Here is a 15,766-nt window from a genome sequence, read left to right as displayed (position 1 = left end):
GTAGCCGCCCAGCAGGGCTCGGAAGGCGGCTCCCCCTTGTTGTGGGCACCGCCCCGTCGCCGAGGACGCGTATGGCCCGGGTTCGCGGGAGGCCCAGGGCGCTGACCCAGCCGTGATCGAGGCCCATGAGCTAAAGGTTCGACCCACGTTGCCGGGGTGAGCCTTTGGTGCCGTCGCTGGCGCGTGGGGTGGGGAGGAGCCTGGCGATGGTGTTGGGCAGACTGCGGCGGGTTGCCAAGGCCTTTGCCGTCACGAGCAGGGAACCAGAACAAGACGACGGCTGCTGGGGCGACTGGATGGGCGACTGGACCTGCGACGCAGGCGACGCCGTCAGCGACGCATGGAACGAATCCGGTGAATGGATCGGCGAAAACGCCGACCTCGTCGGCACAGTCGTGGGATTCGCCGCTGATGCAGCCTGCTGGGGCATCGCCACCGGAGCCACCTTCGGACTAGGGGTCGCACCCGCCGGCGTCGTATGCAGCATGGTCGGGGGCGCCGTCGACTCATGGGCCGCCAGTGCCTTCGAAGGCGACTCCGCCGACGAACAACCACCGCAGCCCCCGGAAGGCGCCGTCATTGGAGGCTTCCTTGGTTTGGTTGGTGCGGTCTACGGTGCGGCATACGCAGCTAAGGGGGCGTTGCCAGCCCTTGGTGAGGGTACGAGCAAGAGTGCAGCAGACGGAATTCTCGACAAGCTCGTTCCAAATGGCACTGCGAAGGCGGCCGGTCCCTCCGCTGCTGATTCATGGGCTGCAAAACTTGGCTTTTCGAAGACGTCGAACCTCAGTAAGAAATATGATTCGCACGCCGCCCCAGAGTTTAAAATCACTGGGCCGAGAAATGGGGCCAATCTGAACGCATTTAAGAGTGCAGTCAAGGGCCGCATGCTCAAGCCCGGTGTTCGAATTTACAGATTTAATTATCGAAATCAAGGGCAAACCGTAGGATTCATTGACCCCGACGGTAAAATGGTTATGCTGCATGCAAATATGGGGGAGTTCTGGAGCGTTCCCACTCTAGGGGATAATAAATTCAAGATGATTGTGGATGAAGGGGCGCTAAGGTGACCGGTAAGTCTGACTGGCACTCGCGTCGCAGCGCACAAAAAGTGTGGATGCGCCCATCCGAAGTTGCGTCCGGGGCTGGGATAGATCGACAAGTTCGAGTCATGCGTGCACTAGTAAGGGGCCACATTGGCGGGCCGGAATTTGCGCGATCCTGGTTGTTGGCGCGCCAGCAAGCTTTGGCGAACGGGGAGCGTGTTCGTGAGCATTTCGCACGTGCACTCAACGACGTCTTCTTTGTGCTAGAGGATTATGCGATCGATCCAAAGTTGCATAGCAGTGGTGACGTGACAGACGGGGAATTGGTCACTCATGTTGCGATAATCCTCCAACAACTCGACGCACTCGAGGACAATGCTTAGCGACACACCCATGCGAAACGTCGAACCGGAGGAACGCTGCAAAACACGGCCGAACAAAGCATGAAGAGGCCCCTGGGTTCTATTGGTCTTCCCGACCATGAGCCCCAGGGGCCACCACATCACCGAGCCCTGATCACCCGATCACAGTGCTCGGCGAGCACATCCTCCCATGTCCCGCCCCACCTGTTCCCTTAGCAGCCGTCGCGTAAAGGGAGCACCCGTTGCGCCGTCGCAGCGCCCCGGACTGAGACTACGAGCTCACTGTCCCACCACAGCACCTCAAAACCGTCTACATCGGCTAGATGCTCAGCCTCTCTGGTCTCCATCAACGCCCGCAGGGCGGTCTCGCTGATGCGCACCTCCCCGGCGAGGGAGACCCTACTTCGCCGCGCATGGCGTCCTCTGTGCTCCGCGACTGAGTAGGAGTGTCGTGTACCTCGGCGTCGCCGAGGTAGCCGCGGCTTGAAGCTTGAACAGACTGGCGTAGCGCCCTTTAAGCTCCATCGACTGATCATGGGTTCCTTCTTCAATGACGTGTCCTTTGCCGAGAACATAGATCGCGACTGCGTGGCGAACATTGGCGAGCCGGTGGGTGATCAGCACCGTGGTTGCTGTTCCAGCGCGGGCGCGCAGGTGCACGAATATGGCGTGCTCGGCCCGAGCATCGAGTGCCGCCGAAGGTTCGTCGCAGATGAGAAGCGGGGCATCGCGGATGAAGGTGCGAGTGGTGGTGAGGCGTTGCCACTGGCCACCGGACAGGTCGTGGCCGTCTTTGAAGGATCTGTCGAGGAGGGTTTCGTCGCCCTGCGGTAGTTTAGTGATCATGTCGTGGGCACCGGCATCCCGCGCGGCAGTTTCGATCTGGCCATTGCCTTCAGCGGTGGTGCGTCCGATGTGGATGTTCATGCGTGCGGTGAACGGCCAGTGCTGATAGTCCTGGCACATGACGGCGATATTGGCGCTGAGGTCGGCCGTGTCGACCGTCGTGGTGTTGGCGCCGTCCCAGCGGATGGTGCCGCTGGTCGGTTCGTTCAGAAGGCGATAAGGGCAGCGAGGCTGGTCTTGCCGGATCCATTCTCGCCAACCAGGGCGATGGTCTGGCCATGCTGGATCTTCAGGGAGGCGTCGTCCACGGCGTTGGTGTCGGTATCGGGATAGCGCAGCGACACCTTGTCAAGGGTGATGCGCGTTGCGAACCGGAGAACCGATGTCGGCGTTGGGTGGGGATGCGGGCTCGGGCTCGGCGCATGAAGTCGTCGTGGTCGGAGGTAGAGACCCTGCTCGAACAGCGAATTGACCGACATGATCAACAGTGTGAGGCTTTCGCGCTCCAACGGCGCGACCAGCCCCGACACATACCGCGCCACCCGCTCACGCGGCTCGGCACGAGCGAACCGAGACCCGACCCGCACCATTAAACGATCGAACCCCGCGCCCCACACCGCGACATCCACATCAGACACAACCTGCCCAACGAACCACCCACCAACAAGTGTCGCCGCAGTACTAGGGACTGTCCTGGTGATCATGGGAGCCAGATCATGATGCCGGCGATGGCTAGGCTGGCTTGGTGGATGCTGGGCGCGTTCGGCGTAGCGGGTGGCCAGGTCGCGCCATTGTTTCAACCGGTTGAAGGCTCGATCGACGACGTTGCGTTGCCTGTAGGCCCACTTGTCGAAGTCTGGTAGCCTGCCTCCGCATACCGAGCGGCGCACCGCGCTCGACGCGGCCCTCGACGCACTGCGCGGCCTGATCGCGGCCCGGCCGCTCATCGCCAGCCGACCGACTCTCGTATCCAGGCGGCGGTCGGTTCCGTCTTGACGGCGACTCGGCGAGGACCTTCCAGGGGCGGGACTGCTTTTACTCAGAGTTTGCGGGCCCGTCAAGTGCGCATACCTCTAAAAAGCCACCACAAAGTAATGGTCGTTCGATATTCCCTACGGTTCTATTCCCTTTTTCGGTCGGCCCTGATAAAAAAGTGGTGGTCTTCATAGATCAGTTGGAGATACGGGTTCGATCAAGGAGGGTTCATGCCCAGACCACGGCGAAAGCTGCTCTCGTTAACGCTTGCAATGGCGATAGCGGCCACGGCAGTAGCGGCACTCGGCGCACTTGAGGAACCGGACGCGGCCCAGGCGTCTACCGGATCTTCGTCGTTCAGCCTTGCCGATCCGAGCACGGTGCAGGCTATGGACGGCACCTACGTCACTTACGGCACGACCGTCGGCTCCGGCGCCGGCCCGCGTTGCGGTGCCCAGGCAGGGGTGACGTTGTACGTGCCCTTCCTCAACCACGGATCGGGTGACAGCGTCGGCATGTCCGACTGCGTCGCCGGCGACGCGCTTCCCTCCGGACCCGGTTCGTGGGCAGTGGACAACGGCGCCATTTGGGCGCCCGGCGTCGCGGAGTTCAACGGCACCTACTACATGTACTACACGGCCACAAGGGCCGGATCCGGGCAGAAGTGCATCGGGCTGGCGACTTCCGGCGGAGCGAAATCGCCATTCATCAACAGGGGAGAATGGGCCTGCCCCGGCGGCGGCCGATGGGCCATCGACGCCAATCCATTCGTCGCCAACGGCAAACTCTACGTCACCTATCGCGATGACGCGATCACCTCCTATCCGGAGACCGGCATCTCCATCGTGCAGGTCGGCTCGAACGGGTCCGCCATTTGGAGCACCCGCCGCGACGCGCTGAAGAGCACCGACCTCGCCTGGGACACCGAGAGCTCCTCCGGTGGAACCCACGTCATCGAGAACCCGTCGATCTTCGTCGGCGGCGAGGGCCGCTACTACCTGATGTTCTCCGGCAACAACTGGAACAGCGCCCGGTACTCCACCGGCATCGCCGACTGCGGCACGAACCCTCTCCCCTCGACCCGGTGCACCCTTCTGAGGGACGGAGCGAACCGGCCGTTCTTCGGCTACACCGGATCCGGCGGGCTCGGTCCGTACCGAGGGCTACCTGGCAACCATCCCGGCCCCGGAGCCATGGCGGTCTTCTACACCGAAGACAACCGCCGGTGTGTCGTTTGGGCCTGGTACAACCCCGCCACCGGTAAGCGCCACCCCATCATCGGCGAGCTCAAGCTCGACTCCAGCGGCTTCTACGTCACGTGATCGCCAGCCCGATCACCACTACTCCGCAAAGGTGAGCCCAGTGCGGTCCCCTGGTGTCCGGCCACGGCCCAGGGGCCGCCTCACTCATCCGACATCCGATCCGCAGCCGGGCCGCTTGGCAGGTCTTCGCATACGGCGCCGATTCGTCTCCAGAGGACGGCGGGCGGCGGCCCGGACCGACTCGGCAACACAGACCTGAGACACCGGCGATCCACCGCGCTCAAGAAATCCATCTTCGACCATCATGTCCGAAATCACACGCTTCACAGGAGGCCGCAAATGACCAGCAGTATGAGCAGGCGCAAGGCAATCGCGCTCGGCGGCGGCGTACTCGCCGGCGCCCTCGTGGGCGCGAGCCCCGCATCGGCGGCGACCGACTGGTTCCGGCTGCCGGTGATCACGGCGAACGTCGGCCGGGACAACCTCGCAGCCCGGAACGCGGCGTTCGACGCTGTGCGCAACGCCGATGGCACGAACAGGCCACTGGTCTGCTTCCAGGAGATCAGCGAGGGCGACACCGGCGAAGAAGCGATGATCGACCACTACTTCGGCCCGCTCTACACCAAGGCCTTCCTGCGCCACGAGACGTCGTTTCGGATCCCGATCTGCGTCGGCAGGCCGTGGATCGTCGTGTCCAGCCGGACCCAGCGCGCGCACGGCGGCATCCCCGGCGTGACCCCGACACGTTGGTTCAACGAGGTCATCGTCCGGCACGAGGACCATCCGGCCGTAGAGTTCGCGGTGCTCAACACCCACTACATCGCCAACGCGTTCAACGGCGACCAGCGCACGGACCTGCGCGACGAATGGTGGCTCATGCGTGACATCCACCGGGCCAGGGCACGCGCGCACCACGACGCGGGCAGGCTCGTGATCTGGGGCGCGGACACCAACCGCCCCGACTTCGGCACCGCGTCGGACCTGGCCGCAGAGAAGAAGGCATTCGGTACCGGCATCGATCGCCTGCACTGGCTGCCCGGCAACGGTTCGGTACAGATCACGCTGAACGACACCAAGACCGTCGACATGAACGTCGACGGGCACAATGCCCGCTTGGCCATCTTCCACGTCCGCGCCGTCTGATACGGCCCACCCCGCTCGAAGCTCGAAGGAAAGACTGCCAGGACCCGCGGGGAGAGCACGGGAACGAAGACATGGGACGGTCCCGCACCAGGAATGGTGCGGGACCGCGAGATGCGCTGCGTCACCAGCGGGTTAGGCGCAGCTGGCCGAGGTGTCGATGTCCTCTACGTCGTGGTCGGTCTCGCTGGCGGACTCTGCCTCGGCTAGGGCGTGTTTGCAAAGGGGTGGGATGGTGGGTGGGTGATTCGTCGGTATGAGTTGTCGGATGCTGAGTGGGATGTGCTGGTGGGGTTGCTGCCGCCGGTGATGCAGGGTGGTCGGCCTCGTCTTGATGATCGGCGGGTGTTGAACGGGATCGTGTGGAAGATCCGTTCGTGTGCTCCGTGGCGGGATGTCCCTGATCGTTATGGTCCCTGGCGGAGTGTCTATGCGCGTTTTCGCAGGTGGGCGTTGGATGGGACGTTTCAGCGGCTTTTGGCCGGGCTCCAGGCCGACGCTGACGCGCGTGGCGACGTGGACTGGCTCGTCTCGATCGATTCGACGATCACGCGTGCTCATCAGCACGCTGCTGGCGCTAAAGGGGGCGTGGTGATTCGGGCGAATCGGTTCACGCCATCGGACGATCCCGTGGTGGATTAACCACGAAGATCCACCTCGCCGCCGATGGGAACGGGCGTGTCCTGTCCTTTGTGCTCTCGGCGGGCAACGTCAATGACTGCACCCGCTTCGAACAGGTCATGGACTCGGTCAGCATCGCCCGCATCGGACCGGGGCGGCCCCGCACCCGACCCGACCACGTCATCGCCGACAAGGGCTACTCGACCCGCGCCATCCGCACCCACCTGCGCAGACGCGGCATCTCCTGCACGATCCCCGAACGCGCCGACCACAAGACCAACCGCGCCCGCCGAGGCAGCCGCGGAGGCAGGCCGCCAGCCTTCGACCAGCAGCTCTACAAGAAACGCAACGTCGTCGAACGCTGCTTCAACCAGCTGAAGCAATGGCGCGGCATCGCCACCCGATACGACAAGACCAGCCAGTCCTACCAGGCAGCCATCACCCTCGCCGCCATCCACCAATGGCTACCCACCTTTGCAAACACACCCTAGGGCGGTAGCGCCTCGACGAACAAGGTTTCGATCGTCTTGGCGGAGCGGTAGGCGGAGCGCACGAACTACCGCCGTACCTCCTCGGCCGCAGCCATCGTCGTCCTGGTGCTCTACTGCGCCAGGGCTTCGATCTGCTCCTCCCGTTGCTGTGTCAGCCGTCCCTCCTCGGCACCTTCCTCGGGCGACTCGCAACTCCTGTAGGCGGCGCGGTGTAGACCATGGCTTCAAGGTCGAGGCACACGATCGTCGCCGTCGGTATGGAGTCGGTGTTCGAGATGAAGACGGGGGCGAGGTGCCCCTGGGTACAGGAACGAGCTCGACGGCCCCGCCGAGCGCGAATTGCGGAGGGCTTGAGCGGCGCCACGTCGGGCGCGAATTTGACGTGAGAGGTTAAAGTCCCCATGCCCATGCCTTCGAGAGTGAGGACGTCTGGTGCCGAGGGCCGCTGCGATCCAGCCCAATGAATGGGCGACGATCCACAACAACTTCACCCCCTTCGACATCGGCGCGCTGAACCGGGTCGTGCTCGACTACGCGCTTGTCGAGTTGACGCTGGCGAACCGCTGGTACCGGCGCACGGCGCTGGGCAGGACGGTCGCCGTGGCCGGCTACAGCTTCACGATCATCTGCCTGATCGCGGCGGTGGGGCTGGGGATCTTCATGCTCACCGGCGCCATCGACAACGAGGCGCTGCTTCCGGTGGTGTGGGTGGGCGCCGGCCTGTCCTGCTGTGCGCTCCTCGGCTTCTTCATGCCATGGGTGCTCACGCCCTACCGGCAGTGGGACCGGACTTTGAACGGCATCGCGGTGATGACCATTGTGATCGCGGTGCTCTCGCTCGGGGCGGCGCTCATCCGGCGGTGGGACTACGCCTCGAACGCGGCGCTGGCCGTGCCCTTCGTGGTGTTGCTGGCGTTCGCGATCGGCGTCTTGATCGTTCATGCGCGGCTTCGGGGCACCGAGAAGCCCCCGGCGGTGACCGTCGCGTCGTTGTCACCGAGGGACATCGAGATCCTGAGGAAGGCGCGTCGGAGGGCGCTGGTGATCCTGCGGTCCAGAAACGTCGTAGCGCACAAGGACTTCAACGGGTACGACAGCACCCCATTTTGACTGAGCCTGAACCCTCAGGCGGGCCGACGCGCTGCCACTTGCCGCGTGCGCGGGGTTCGACGACGCCGTCAAGACACACGTGGAGACCAGCGAGCGTCCTTGGGCGTGTCCTGGTGATCATCTGGTGGTGTCCAGAATGGTGTTGTGGTGCGTCGTGTTTTGACCAGGTGGCGCCGGTGCTGGAGTACGGCGCCGACGACGGCACCTTCGAGCAGCTGCGGACCGACTGGATGAAGCGGGGAATGCGGTGAGCGATCAGGAGATGGAAGCCGTCGAGCGGGACATGCTGCTGGGCTGGGAGCTCTACCGGGCCAGCCCCACCAATCCCCAGATCGAGCGCATCGCCCAGCGCCTCCTGGCGACGAACCCCTGGATGAGCGGCATCCGGATCCTTCTGGCGAAGCACCGCTACGCCTGCGGTCAGGTCGCCGAGGCCCGCGAGATCCTCCAGGCCGTCGTCGCCGTGCGCGACGAGCGGTCCCTGGGCGCGGCGCGGGAACTGCTCAGCCTTGAGCACCACGACGGCGACATCGCAGAAGCCCTGCGCTGGGCCGAGTACGTGCTGCGCGAGGAGCAGGACGGCTGGTTCGACTGGATGGAACTCGGCGGGATGACCGCTCTCAACGGGGCCTTCGAGGAAGGCTGGCGGTTCCTCGACGACGCCGTGGCGATGTGCGCGCGTACCAGTGCCAGCTCGCTGCCGCTGGCGCTGGTGCGGCGGGCGCTGTACCTGCTGTCGAGCTGCGCGCCGCCGGCGCGTTTCGTCCCGGCCGCCGAGGAGGCCGTGCGCGCCGACCCGTCCGACGAGAACGTCGGCGGTCCGCTCATGTGGGCCTACCTGCACGAAGGCCGCTTCGGCGACGCCGAGGAACTCGCGTTGCGGATGCTGCGCCTGGACCCCACCAACACGGCCCTCGCCCACCCCCTCGAAATGATGCGCAACCTACAGGCGACGCTCGCCGAGGACGGGCGGACCCTCGACGAGCTCCACCACACCGGCCTGTTCGAGCGGCTGTGGACCCAGATGCGCGACCGCAGACTCGGCCTGGACCTGCCGGCCGCCCTGGACGCGCTCGACGAGGTGATGCCGGCCGAGTTGCGAACCGTCCTGAAGCCGCCCGTCGACAAGGAGACGGCGCGGGCCGGAAGCATGTCGACCGAGATCGCGATGTGGCACGCCGGGCAGGCGCCGGGGGCCGGGGCGGTCTGGGGCCTGTCGGGCGACTTCCGCCTGATGTCCGCCGAGGAGATCAAGGCGATGGACGACGCCATCGAGGCCGACCCGGACGCGTACCCGCAGTGGCGGACCACCCAGGTCGACGAGTACTACGACCAGCTGATGACCGACGACGCCGGCGCCTACCTCGTCGAGCTGATGACCGGCGAGGTCGTCATCCGGCGGCCCGGGGCCGCCGACGAGCGGGTCGCGGAAAGCCTGGCGGACTTGTTCTGGCGCAGGGTGGCGGCGTTCGGCGGGCACGATCCGCGTCCGCGGGCCGCGGGCTGAGCCGCGTCACCGCTTGACCGTCCATTTCCACCACGTGTAGTGGTACTCGCCTTCCTCGACCTCGAAGCGCTTTCCGCAGTCGGCGCACTCGCAGAGGCGCTTCGGGCGGTCGGGGCGGCCGTTGTAGTACACGGGGATCTCCTCGACGATCCGCACGTCGACCCCGACGAGGGCGCCCTCCACGAGGGCGCCGACCGATTGTGGCTGGGACCGCCGAAGTCGCAAGCGGCCGTTCGCCGCATCGATCTACCCGACTTCCTCGCCGACATCCTCCACACCATCCTCGACTCCCACAACCACGACCAGCTGTTCACCACCCAAGAAGGCGAATGGCACCGCCGGTCGAACTTCGCACGACGTATCTGGCGGCCCGCCATTGACGGGGACCCCGACCTCGGATGGGGGCCGATCGCACCCGGGGCGACGTTCCACGGGCTGCGGCACCTGCACAAGACGATTCTCGATGAGCTCGAACTCCCCGAAGTGATCAAGCACGACCGGATGGGCCACCGGATGAGTGGCATAGCGGGCGTCTACTCACACGTCACCCCGGCGATGCGACACCAAGTCCGCACCCGGCTCCAAGACCATTGGGAGGCTCACACCGGCTTCAGCTCCGTCCAAGCCGTCTGAACAGGCTTGACCCGGTTTCAACGGGGCCGCTGACCTCTACCCGAAACGCGACCGCTTCCGGATCGAATGCTCCTTTTGGAGCAGCCTGCTCCAGAAATGCTCCACCCCGAATCCACAAGGGATAGCCCACAAAAGAGCCCCAGGCCAATTGACCTGGGGCTCTGCTGGTGCGCGATACTGGGATTGAACCAGTGACCTCTTCCGTGTCAGGGAAGCGCTCTCCCGCTGAGCTAATCGCGCGAGGCGGGAGCGGGAATCGAACCCGCGTACAGGGCTTTGCAGGCCCTTGCCTAAGCCACTCGGCCATCCCGCCGGATCTGATCCCTCGGCGTGATGGGACCGGCTGGTTGAGCCGACGGAGTCGGCCTCCGAGCGGACGACGGGACTCGAACCCGCGACCCTCACCTTGGCAAGGTGATGCGCTACCAACTGCGCTACGTCCGCATTTGTTGCTTTCTGGCCGTTTTCCCTGTGACCTGGCAACGAAGAGAACTTTAGCTGACGCCTGTGGGGGGAGCAAATCGGGGGGTCGACGTGTTGTGGTGGGCCCATCCGAAATACGTGTTCATGACCGGGTTGTGCTGGGAAGATGTCCAGATGGTTGAGTCGGTGAAGGTGTCGGTGGGTGCCCACTCGCTCGCGGTGCGGCGGGCCGGCGCGGGTGGCGTACCCCTCGTGTTGTTGCACGGGTTTCCTGCCGGGAGCGCGATCTTCGAGCGCAACATCGGCGGTCTGGCCGACGCGGGGTTCGACGTGGCGGCTCCCGACCTGCGGGGGTTCGGCGAGTCGGACTTCGCCCCTGACGGGTTCTACGACGTGGCCGCGTTCTCCGGCGACGTGATCGGACTCTGCGACGCCTTGGGGTGGCGGCGGGTGGTACTCAGCGGTTACGGGTTGGGCGCGTCGGTGGGGATCGACGTGGCGGGGCGGTATCCGGGGCGGGTGGACCGTTTGCTTCTCCTCAACCATGAGCCGCCGGTGGTCGACGGGGCGGTTGCGGCGGGTCGTCTGCCTTCCTATGTGGAAGAGCAGGGGCGGGAAACGGGTGACCTCGTCCGGCGACTGGAAGGAGCCGGCGGGCGCAAGGAGTATGCGGCGGGTTTCCTGCGTGAGTGGGCGAGCGAGGGGGCGTTCACGGACGCGGAGCTGGCCGGCCTGACGGCGCCGTTCGCCGACGCGGCACGCATGGAGGCGGCCTTCGGATACGCGCAGGCGCTGTGCGGCACCCGAGAAACGTCGGCGCCGGCGATGCTCGACCGGCAGGTCCGCCAGCCGGTGATCGTCCTGGTCGGCCCGGCGGACTCCGCCGTCGGCGACGACTTCGTCGACCGCTGCGTGGCCGCCTACCCGAAGGTGGTCGGGCCCTTCGTGGTGCCGGGCGCGGGGCGCTTCGTGATGTGGGAGAAGCCGACGGTCTTCAACCGGACCCTGCAGTACTTCTGCGCCGACCTCATCGACTGACCCGTCTACGATGTCGCGACCGCACTCGCGAAGGAGACGGGATGACCGAGCGGCAGCGACGGTGGCAGATTCTCATCGAAGAGGTGATGGGCGGCGGACAGGCCATGGTGTGGCGCCCCCGGCTCGTCGAACCGACCTACCCCCACCCCGAACCCGCCAGACAGGCCGCCTACGCGCTCGCCCACGAGCACGAGCCGCGCCATCCGTTCAGCAAGGGCCGGCGCACGGTGCTCTGCCAGGACGAGAACACCTTCGTCGTGGTGATCGAGGGCGCCACGATCAACGCGCACTTCCGCGTCAACGTCGCCGAGGTCGTCAGCGTCGTCGACTAGCGACGGCCCCGAAGCGTCCGGCAGCCGGGAAACGCGCTGTCCGGGCATCGACGGCAGCGGATATGATCCACATTCGCGGACTCCCCGACCGCACCTCTACGACCCGGAGCCCTCCATGACCGCCGCGTTCCTGCGCGACGCCGCCATGCTCACCGTGATCTTCGGCTTCTTCGGCATGGCCTGGTTCGGCTGGGCCCAGGAAGCCCCTCCCGCGAACGCCCGCCGCCTCCTCGGCGCGGGGTCGATCCTCAGCGCGCTGCTGGCCGCCATCGCGGGCGTCCTTGCCTGGCGGCACTGGAACGACGGCAGCGCCATCGACGCCGAGTCCGGGCCGCGCTTCGGCATCATCGTCGGCGTCGAGTTCGCCATCGCGGGCATCGGCGCGGCCGTCCTGGCGGTGCGCAAGAAGTCGGAGTACACCGCACCCTGGATCGCCTTCGTGGTCGGCGTGCACTTCATTCCCCTGGCCTCGCTGCTGCAGATGCCGCTGCTGTTTCCCGCCGGCGCGCTGGTCGCGGTGGGGGCCTGGACCTCGGTACGGATCGCCCGCGCTCGCGACGTCACGATCAGCTACGTGACGGGACTGCTGACCGGCTCGGTCCTGCTCCTGTGCGGGGCGGTCTCGCTCCTGCAGGCGCTCACCGCCTACTGAGCCGTCGCCCGAACACGAGAAAGGGCCGTCATGGGTTCCGCACGAATGAGTTCGACGCCTCTGCCCGGGATCGGTGTGAGATACGACCTGGACAGTGAGGAGCGCCGCCACGTGTCGGTGGTCGCCCATCGCGACGGGTCGCGGACGGTCGCCGTCCACCACAGCCACGACCCCGACGACTGCGCCCAGGCGGTGCACCTCACCTCGGGCGAGTCGCAGCTGCTCATCAACGCCCTGGCTCCCGACCACCACAGCCCCAGCCTGCTGCACACCACCGCGCTGGGCCTGGTCGCCGAGCGGATCGAACTGCCCTCGACGTCCCACTGGAACGGCCGCCTCATGGGCGAGGCGTGCCTGCGCACCGAAACGGGCGCGTCGATCGTCGCCGTCCTGCGCACCACGGAGGCCCTGCCCTCGCCGACCCCGTCGTTTCGCCTGGCCGGGGGCGACATCCTCATCGTCATCGGTACACGTGAGGGCGTCGACGCCGCCGCCGCGATCCTCCTGAGGGACTGACCGCATGCACGGAGCGCTATTCCTCATCGAGTTCGGTGCCATCATCCTCGCCCTCGGCGTGCTCGGCCGCATCGCCGGACGCCTCAAGTTCTCTCCGATCCCGCTCTACCTGCTCGCCGGGCTCGCTTTCGGCGAGGGCGGCCTGCTGCCCCTGGGCGCCAGCCACGAGTTCGTCGCGATCGGCGCCGAGATCGGCGTCATCCTGCTCCTGCTGATGCTGGGCCTCGAGTACTCCGCCAGCGACCTCGTCACCAACCTCAAGACGCAGTACCCCGCCGGCCTCATCGACTTCGGCCTCAACGCCGTACCGGGAGCCCTCGCCGCCCTGCTCATGGGCTGGGGGCCGGTGGCCGCGGTCGTGCTCGCCGGGGTCACGTGGGTGTCGTCCTCGGGTGTCATCGCGAAGGTCCTCGGCGACCTCGGGCGCATCGGCAACCGTGAGACCCCGACCATCCTCAGCGTGCTGGTCCTGGAAGACCTGGCCATGGCCGTCTACCTGCCGATCGTCACCGCACTGGTCGCCGGTGTCGGCTGGGCGGCCGGCGGTCTGACCCTGGCGATCGCGCTGGCCGTCGCCGGTGCCGTGCTGTTCCTCGCGCTGCGCTTCGGGCGGGTGATCTCCCGCTTCGTGTCGTCCCGCGACGCCGAGAAGCTGCTGCTGGTCGTCCTCGGCCTGACGCTGCTGGTCGCCGGTATCGCGCAGGCGCTGCAGGTGTCGGCCGCGGTCGGCGCCTTCCTCGTGGGCATCGCCTTGTCGGGCGAGGTCGCCGAGGGCGCGCACACCCTTCTGAGCCCGTTGCGCGACCTGTTCGCGGCGGTCTTCTTCGTCTTCTTCGGCCTGCACACCGACCCGGCCAGCATCCCGTCGGTGCTGGTCCCGGCCTTGATCCTGGCGTTCGTCACCGCGCTGACCAAGATCGCCACCGGGTACTGGGCGGCGGCGCGAGCCGGACTGCCGGTCAAGGGACGATGGCGCGTTGGCGGGACCCTGGTCGCCCGGGGCGAGTTCTCCATCGTCATCGCCGGGCTGGCCGTCACCGCCGGTGTCGCGCCCGAGCTCGGGCCGCTGGCGACCTCCTACGTCCTCATCCTCGTCATCGTCGGGCCCCTCACGGCCCGCTTCACGCAGCCTGCCGCCGAGGCGCTCGGCCGGCTGCTGCGGAAGCCCGCCCGGGCCCGGTCGGTCGACTCCGCGGGCGCGCCGCCGGCCGAAAAGGCACCGGTCGACGACGAGGTCCACACGCCCTGAACACGCCTGTAGTGGCTGGTCAGGGCTGTGCCCGGATTGTGAGGCGGGCTACGCCCCGACATCGTCCAGACGTGCCAGTCGGCGGGACCGTCCGGGCGGACTAGGCCCGGCGTGCGGCCGGTTCCGGTGACGGATACGGCCTGATCGTCCGGTATTCAACCAGATGGGGCGACTGTTCCCGCTAGCTTTTCCATCGTTATGTCTCGATACCCCAAGCATCTGGCGAGGAAAGTCGCCGACGCCACCAGCGAGTACCTGAGCAGCGTCGCGCCCCTCCTCCGCAAGCGTCTGTCCGGTCTCCGCACCCTCGCGGGACATTCCGTTCGTGCGGCGGCCCCGGTCGTCGCAGGTGCCCGGAGCCGCTTCCCGCGGTTCTCGGGCGCGGTCGAAACCGCCGCACCGCGGGCCGGCCTCGCCGCGGTCCTGCTCGTGGCGGTCCTCGTGGTCGTCTTCATGGCGAACTTCGCCAGCACCGGCTCGTCCGACAACCCGTCGGGCGCCTCCGCGGTGATCGGCGGCCAGCGCGACACGGAGGACCAGTCCTCCCGTGACCAGGAGCGCGGCACCAAGGCCGAGCAGCCCGCCGAGAAGAAGCCCGCCAAGCCGATGAAGGCCAAGAGCGGCTGGGCCGCGCCTTCCACCGCTGAGGTCAGCGACACCTACGGCCCTCGTGGCTGGCGCGAAGGTGAAATGCACTGGGGCATGGACTTCGCCGCCGACAAGGGCGACAAGATCTACGCCCCCTTCAGCGGGACCGTCATCATGGCGCAGCGCTACGGCGGTTACGGCAACTGTGTCGTCATCAAGCACGCCGGTGGTGTGCAGACCCTGTACGGCCACTTCTCGAAGCTCAAGGTCGAGCCCGGCGAGAAGGTCAAGACCGGCGACCTGCTCGGCAAGGCCGGCTCGACCGGTGACAGCACCGGCCCGCACCTGCACTTCGAGGTGACGGTGCACGGCGAGTACACCGACCCGGCGAAGTTCCTGAAGAAGAAGGGCGTGAACTTCTAGTTCCCGCACTCCCCTACTGAGCTGTACCGGCTCCGGCGTAGAGGTATGCGCCGGGCTGGGCGGGGTCGGCGACCAGGAGCACCTGGTCGCCGACTCGCGGTATCTGAAGCTTGGAGACGATGGTCTGCATGGCCAGCCGCTCGGTGGCGCCGACCGGCTGGAGGACCAGGTCGACGATGGGGTCGAAGTTGACCAGCCTGCCGGTGTCGGCGATCGAGACGACGGCGGCGGGGATGGTCGGCGCGCCGGCGGCGAGCAGCTGCTGGACGTAGCCGCCGGCGTTGTGGGCGCCGATCGACTGCTGGACCTTGGCGAAGTCCGCCTCGCCGAGGAAGCGGCGTGTGAGGCCGCCGTAGAAGCCCTTGCCGCTGGCGACCTTGTCGGCGATCTCTGCGGCCCGCTCCTCGCGGTTCTTGCGTCCTCCGAAGATTCCCATGGTTCTTCCTCTCGGTCGCGGCGGCACCGACGTGTCCGCGCTTGATGGTGTGGACGCTAAGCGGCGCCGGTGCGCTACCGGTCCCAGGTTCGGGGCGGAAGGTTCTTGTACCGGCC

Annotated in this window: 16 protein-coding genes, 3 tRNA genes and 2 pseudogenes; 13 read left to right on the top strand and 8 right to left on the bottom strand. The window is 66.6% G+C overall.

The genetic code is table 11. The features are described from left to right. Window positions 1–206 precede the first annotated feature (206 nt). Window positions 207–1,070 carry a hypothetical protein gene (locus AB0I28_RS14180; RefSeq protein WP_357493164.1) on the top strand — a complete coding sequence of 288 codons (864 nt, stop codon included), beginning with the start codon at window positions 207–209 and terminating at the stop codon, window positions 1,068–1,070. A gap of 737 nt (window positions 1,071–1,807) precedes the next feature. Here the strand turns inward: AB0I28_RS14180 and AB0I28_RS14175 are convergent. The 3 genes and pseudogenes from AB0I28_RS14175 to AB0I28_RS14165 all read right to left on the bottom strand — a co-directional run. Then, a complete protein-coding gene (locus AB0I28_RS14175) occupies window positions 1,808–2,440 on the bottom strand; it encodes an ABC transporter ATP-binding protein (RefSeq protein WP_357493268.1) in 633 nt (210 codons plus the stop codon). A 20-nt stretch (window positions 2,441–2,460) separates the two neighbouring features. Further along, complete coding sequence (locus tag AB0I28_RS14170) at window positions 2,461–2,733, bottom strand: ATP-binding cassette domain-containing protein (protein ID WP_357493267.1); 273 nt, start codon at window positions 2,731–2,733, stop codon at window positions 2,461–2,463. 288 nt (window positions 2,734–3,021) lie between these two features. Continuing rightward, window positions 3,022–3,126 (bottom strand): annotated as a pseudogene (locus AB0I28_RS14165) (IS5/IS1182 family transposase); the annotation flags it as partial. Window positions 3,127–3,618: 492 nt separating this feature from the next. Between AB0I28_RS14165 and AB0I28_RS14160 the strand changes: the two are divergent. From AB0I28_RS14160 to AB0I28_RS14140, 5 genes and pseudogenes are all read left to right on the top strand, one after another. After that, entirely contained in the window at window positions 3,619–4,551 is a 933-nt protein-coding gene (locus AB0I28_RS14160) for a family 43 glycosylhydrolase (protein ID WP_357493162.1), read from the top strand. Between the two features lie 279 nt (window positions 4,552–4,830). Then, the gene (locus AB0I28_RS14155; protein ID WP_357493160.1) at window positions 4,831–5,634 is read left to right on the top strand and encodes a hypothetical protein; all 804 of its coding nucleotides are present in this window, start codon (window positions 4,831–4,833) and stop codon (window positions 5,632–5,634) included. A 243-nt stretch (window positions 5,635–5,877) separates the two neighbouring features. Continuing rightward, a pseudogene (locus AB0I28_RS14150) lies at window positions 5,878–6,743 on the top strand (IS5 family transposase). A gap of 432 nt (window positions 6,744–7,175) precedes the next feature. Then, window positions 7,176–7,853, top strand: a complete 678-nt coding sequence (locus AB0I28_RS14145) for a hypothetical protein (protein WP_357493158.1) — start codon at window positions 7,176–7,178, stop codon at window positions 7,851–7,853. A 247-nt stretch (window positions 7,854–8,100) separates the two neighbouring features. Beyond that, window positions 8,101–9,360, top strand: coding sequence for a hypothetical protein (locus AB0I28_RS14140; RefSeq protein WP_357493156.1), 1,260 nt, complete (start codon window positions 8,101–8,103; stop codon window positions 9,358–9,360). Between the two features lie 6 nt (window positions 9,361–9,366). Here AB0I28_RS14140 and AB0I28_RS14135 read toward each other — a convergent pair whose 3' ends face one another. Beyond that, the gene (locus AB0I28_RS14135) at window positions 9,367–9,543 is read right to left on the bottom strand and encodes a hypothetical protein (protein ID WP_357493153.1); all 177 of its coding nucleotides are present in this window, start codon (window positions 9,541–9,543) and stop codon (window positions 9,367–9,369) included. A gap of 15 nt (window positions 9,544–9,558) precedes the next feature. On the opposite strand from AB0I28_RS14135, the gene AB0I28_RS14130 reads away from it, so the two are divergent. After that, window positions 9,559–9,993, top strand: coding sequence for a hypothetical protein (locus AB0I28_RS14130; RefSeq protein WP_357493151.1), 435 nt, complete (start codon window positions 9,559–9,561; stop codon window positions 9,991–9,993). 165 nt (window positions 9,994–10,158) lie between these two features. Here AB0I28_RS14130 and AB0I28_RS14125 read toward each other — a convergent pair. The 3 genes from AB0I28_RS14125 to AB0I28_RS14115 form a co-directional block, all read right to left on the bottom strand. After that, window positions 10,159–10,233: transfer RNA gene (locus tag AB0I28_RS14125), tRNA-Val, on the bottom strand. A gap of 1 nt (window position 10,234) precedes the next feature. Beyond that, a tRNA-Cys gene (locus tag AB0I28_RS14120) sits at window positions 10,235–10,306 on the bottom strand. A gap of 58 nt (window positions 10,307–10,364) precedes the next feature. Beyond that, window positions 10,365–10,437 (bottom strand) — tRNA-Gly (locus AB0I28_RS14115). A gap of 90 nt (window positions 10,438–10,527) precedes the next feature. On the opposite strand from AB0I28_RS14115, the gene AB0I28_RS14110 reads away from it, so the two are divergent. The 6 genes from AB0I28_RS14110 to AB0I28_RS14085 all read left to right on the top strand — a co-directional run bounded on the left by AB0I28_RS14110 (window position 10,528) and on the right by AB0I28_RS14085 (window position 15,214). Then, entirely contained in the window at window positions 10,528–11,454 is a 927-nt protein-coding gene (locus AB0I28_RS14110; RefSeq protein ID WP_357493149.1) for an alpha/beta hydrolase, read from the top strand. A gap of 41 nt (window positions 11,455–11,495) precedes the next feature. Further along, window positions 11,496–11,786, top strand: a complete 291-nt coding sequence (locus AB0I28_RS14105; RefSeq protein ID WP_357493146.1) for a hypothetical protein — start codon at window positions 11,496–11,498, stop codon at window positions 11,784–11,786. A 115-nt stretch (window positions 11,787–11,901) separates the two neighbouring features. Further along, the gene (locus tag AB0I28_RS14100; RefSeq protein ID WP_357493143.1) at window positions 11,902–12,438 is read left to right on the top strand and encodes a hypothetical protein; all 537 of its coding nucleotides are present in this window, start codon (window positions 11,902–11,904) and stop codon (window positions 12,436–12,438) included. 45 nt (window positions 12,439–12,483) lie between these two features. Next, a complete protein-coding gene (locus AB0I28_RS14095; protein WP_357493141.1) occupies window positions 12,484–12,954 on the top strand; it encodes a TrkA C-terminal domain-containing protein in 471 nt (156 codons plus the stop codon). Window positions 12,955–12,958: 4 nt separating this feature from the next. Next, window positions 12,959–14,203, top strand: coding sequence for a cation:proton antiporter (locus AB0I28_RS14090; protein ID WP_357493139.1), 1,245 nt, complete (start codon window positions 12,959–12,961; stop codon window positions 14,201–14,203). Window positions 14,204–14,401: 198 nt separating this feature from the next. Beyond that, window positions 14,402–15,214 (top strand): M23 family metallopeptidase, encoded by an 813-nt coding sequence (locus AB0I28_RS14085; protein ID WP_357493137.1) that lies wholly within the window; start codon window positions 14,402–14,404, stop codon window positions 15,212–15,214. A gap of 13 nt (window positions 15,215–15,227) precedes the next feature. Here the strand turns inward: AB0I28_RS14085 and AB0I28_RS14080 are convergent, their stop codons facing one another. Then, window positions 15,228–15,650, bottom strand: coding sequence for a hypothetical protein (locus AB0I28_RS14080; protein ID WP_357493136.1), 423 nt, complete (start codon window positions 15,648–15,650; stop codon window positions 15,228–15,230). Window positions 15,651–15,766: the final 116 nt, after the last annotated feature.

Origin of the sequence: Phytomonospora sp. NPDC050363 (assembly GCF_040655735.1) — a bacterium.
Taxonomy (GTDB): domain Bacteria; phylum Actinomycetota; class Actinomycetes; order Mycobacteriales; family Micromonosporaceae; genus Phytomonospora.
Note: the sequence above shows the minus strand (reverse complement) of the source record. Positions and strands in the feature narration are given on the sequence as shown.

Excerpts from the sequence above, each read along its gene's own strand:
- AB0I28_RS14180 (WP_357493164.1), top strand. The coding sequence starts at position 207 with ATGGTGTTGGGCAGACTGCGGCGGGTTGCCAAGGCCTTTGCCGTCACG.
- AB0I28_RS14170 (WP_357493267.1), bottom strand. The coding sequence starts at position 2,733 with ATGTCGGTCAATTCGCTGTTCGAGCAGGGTCTCTACCTCCGACCACGA.
- AB0I28_RS14160 (WP_357493162.1), top strand. The coding sequence starts at position 3,619 with ATGGACGGCACCTACGTCACTTACGGCACGACCGTCGGCTCCGGCGCC.
- AB0I28_RS14155 (WP_357493160.1), top strand. The coding sequence starts at position 4,831 with ATGACCAGCAGTATGAGCAGGCGCAAGGCAATCGCGCTCGGCGGCGGC.
- AB0I28_RS14105 (WP_357493146.1), top strand. The coding sequence starts at position 11,496 with ATGACCGAGCGGCAGCGACGGTGGCAGATTCTCATCGAAGAGGTGATG.
- AB0I28_RS14100 (WP_357493143.1), top strand. The coding sequence starts at position 11,902 with ATGACCGCCGCGTTCCTGCGCGACGCCGCCATGCTCACCGTGATCTTC.
- AB0I28_RS14095 (WP_357493141.1), top strand. The coding sequence starts at position 12,484 with ATGAGTTCGACGCCTCTGCCCGGGATCGGTGTGAGATACGACCTGGAC.
- AB0I28_RS14090 (WP_357493139.1), top strand. The coding sequence starts at position 12,959 with ATGCACGGAGCGCTATTCCTCATCGAGTTCGGTGCCATCATCCTCGCC.
- AB0I28_RS14085 (WP_357493137.1), top strand. The coding sequence starts at position 14,402 with ATGTCTCGATACCCCAAGCATCTGGCGAGGAAAGTCGCCGACGCCACC.
- AB0I28_RS14080 (WP_357493136.1), bottom strand. The coding sequence starts at position 15,650 with ATGGGAATCTTCGGAGGACGCAAGAACCGCGAGGAGCGGGCCGCAGAG.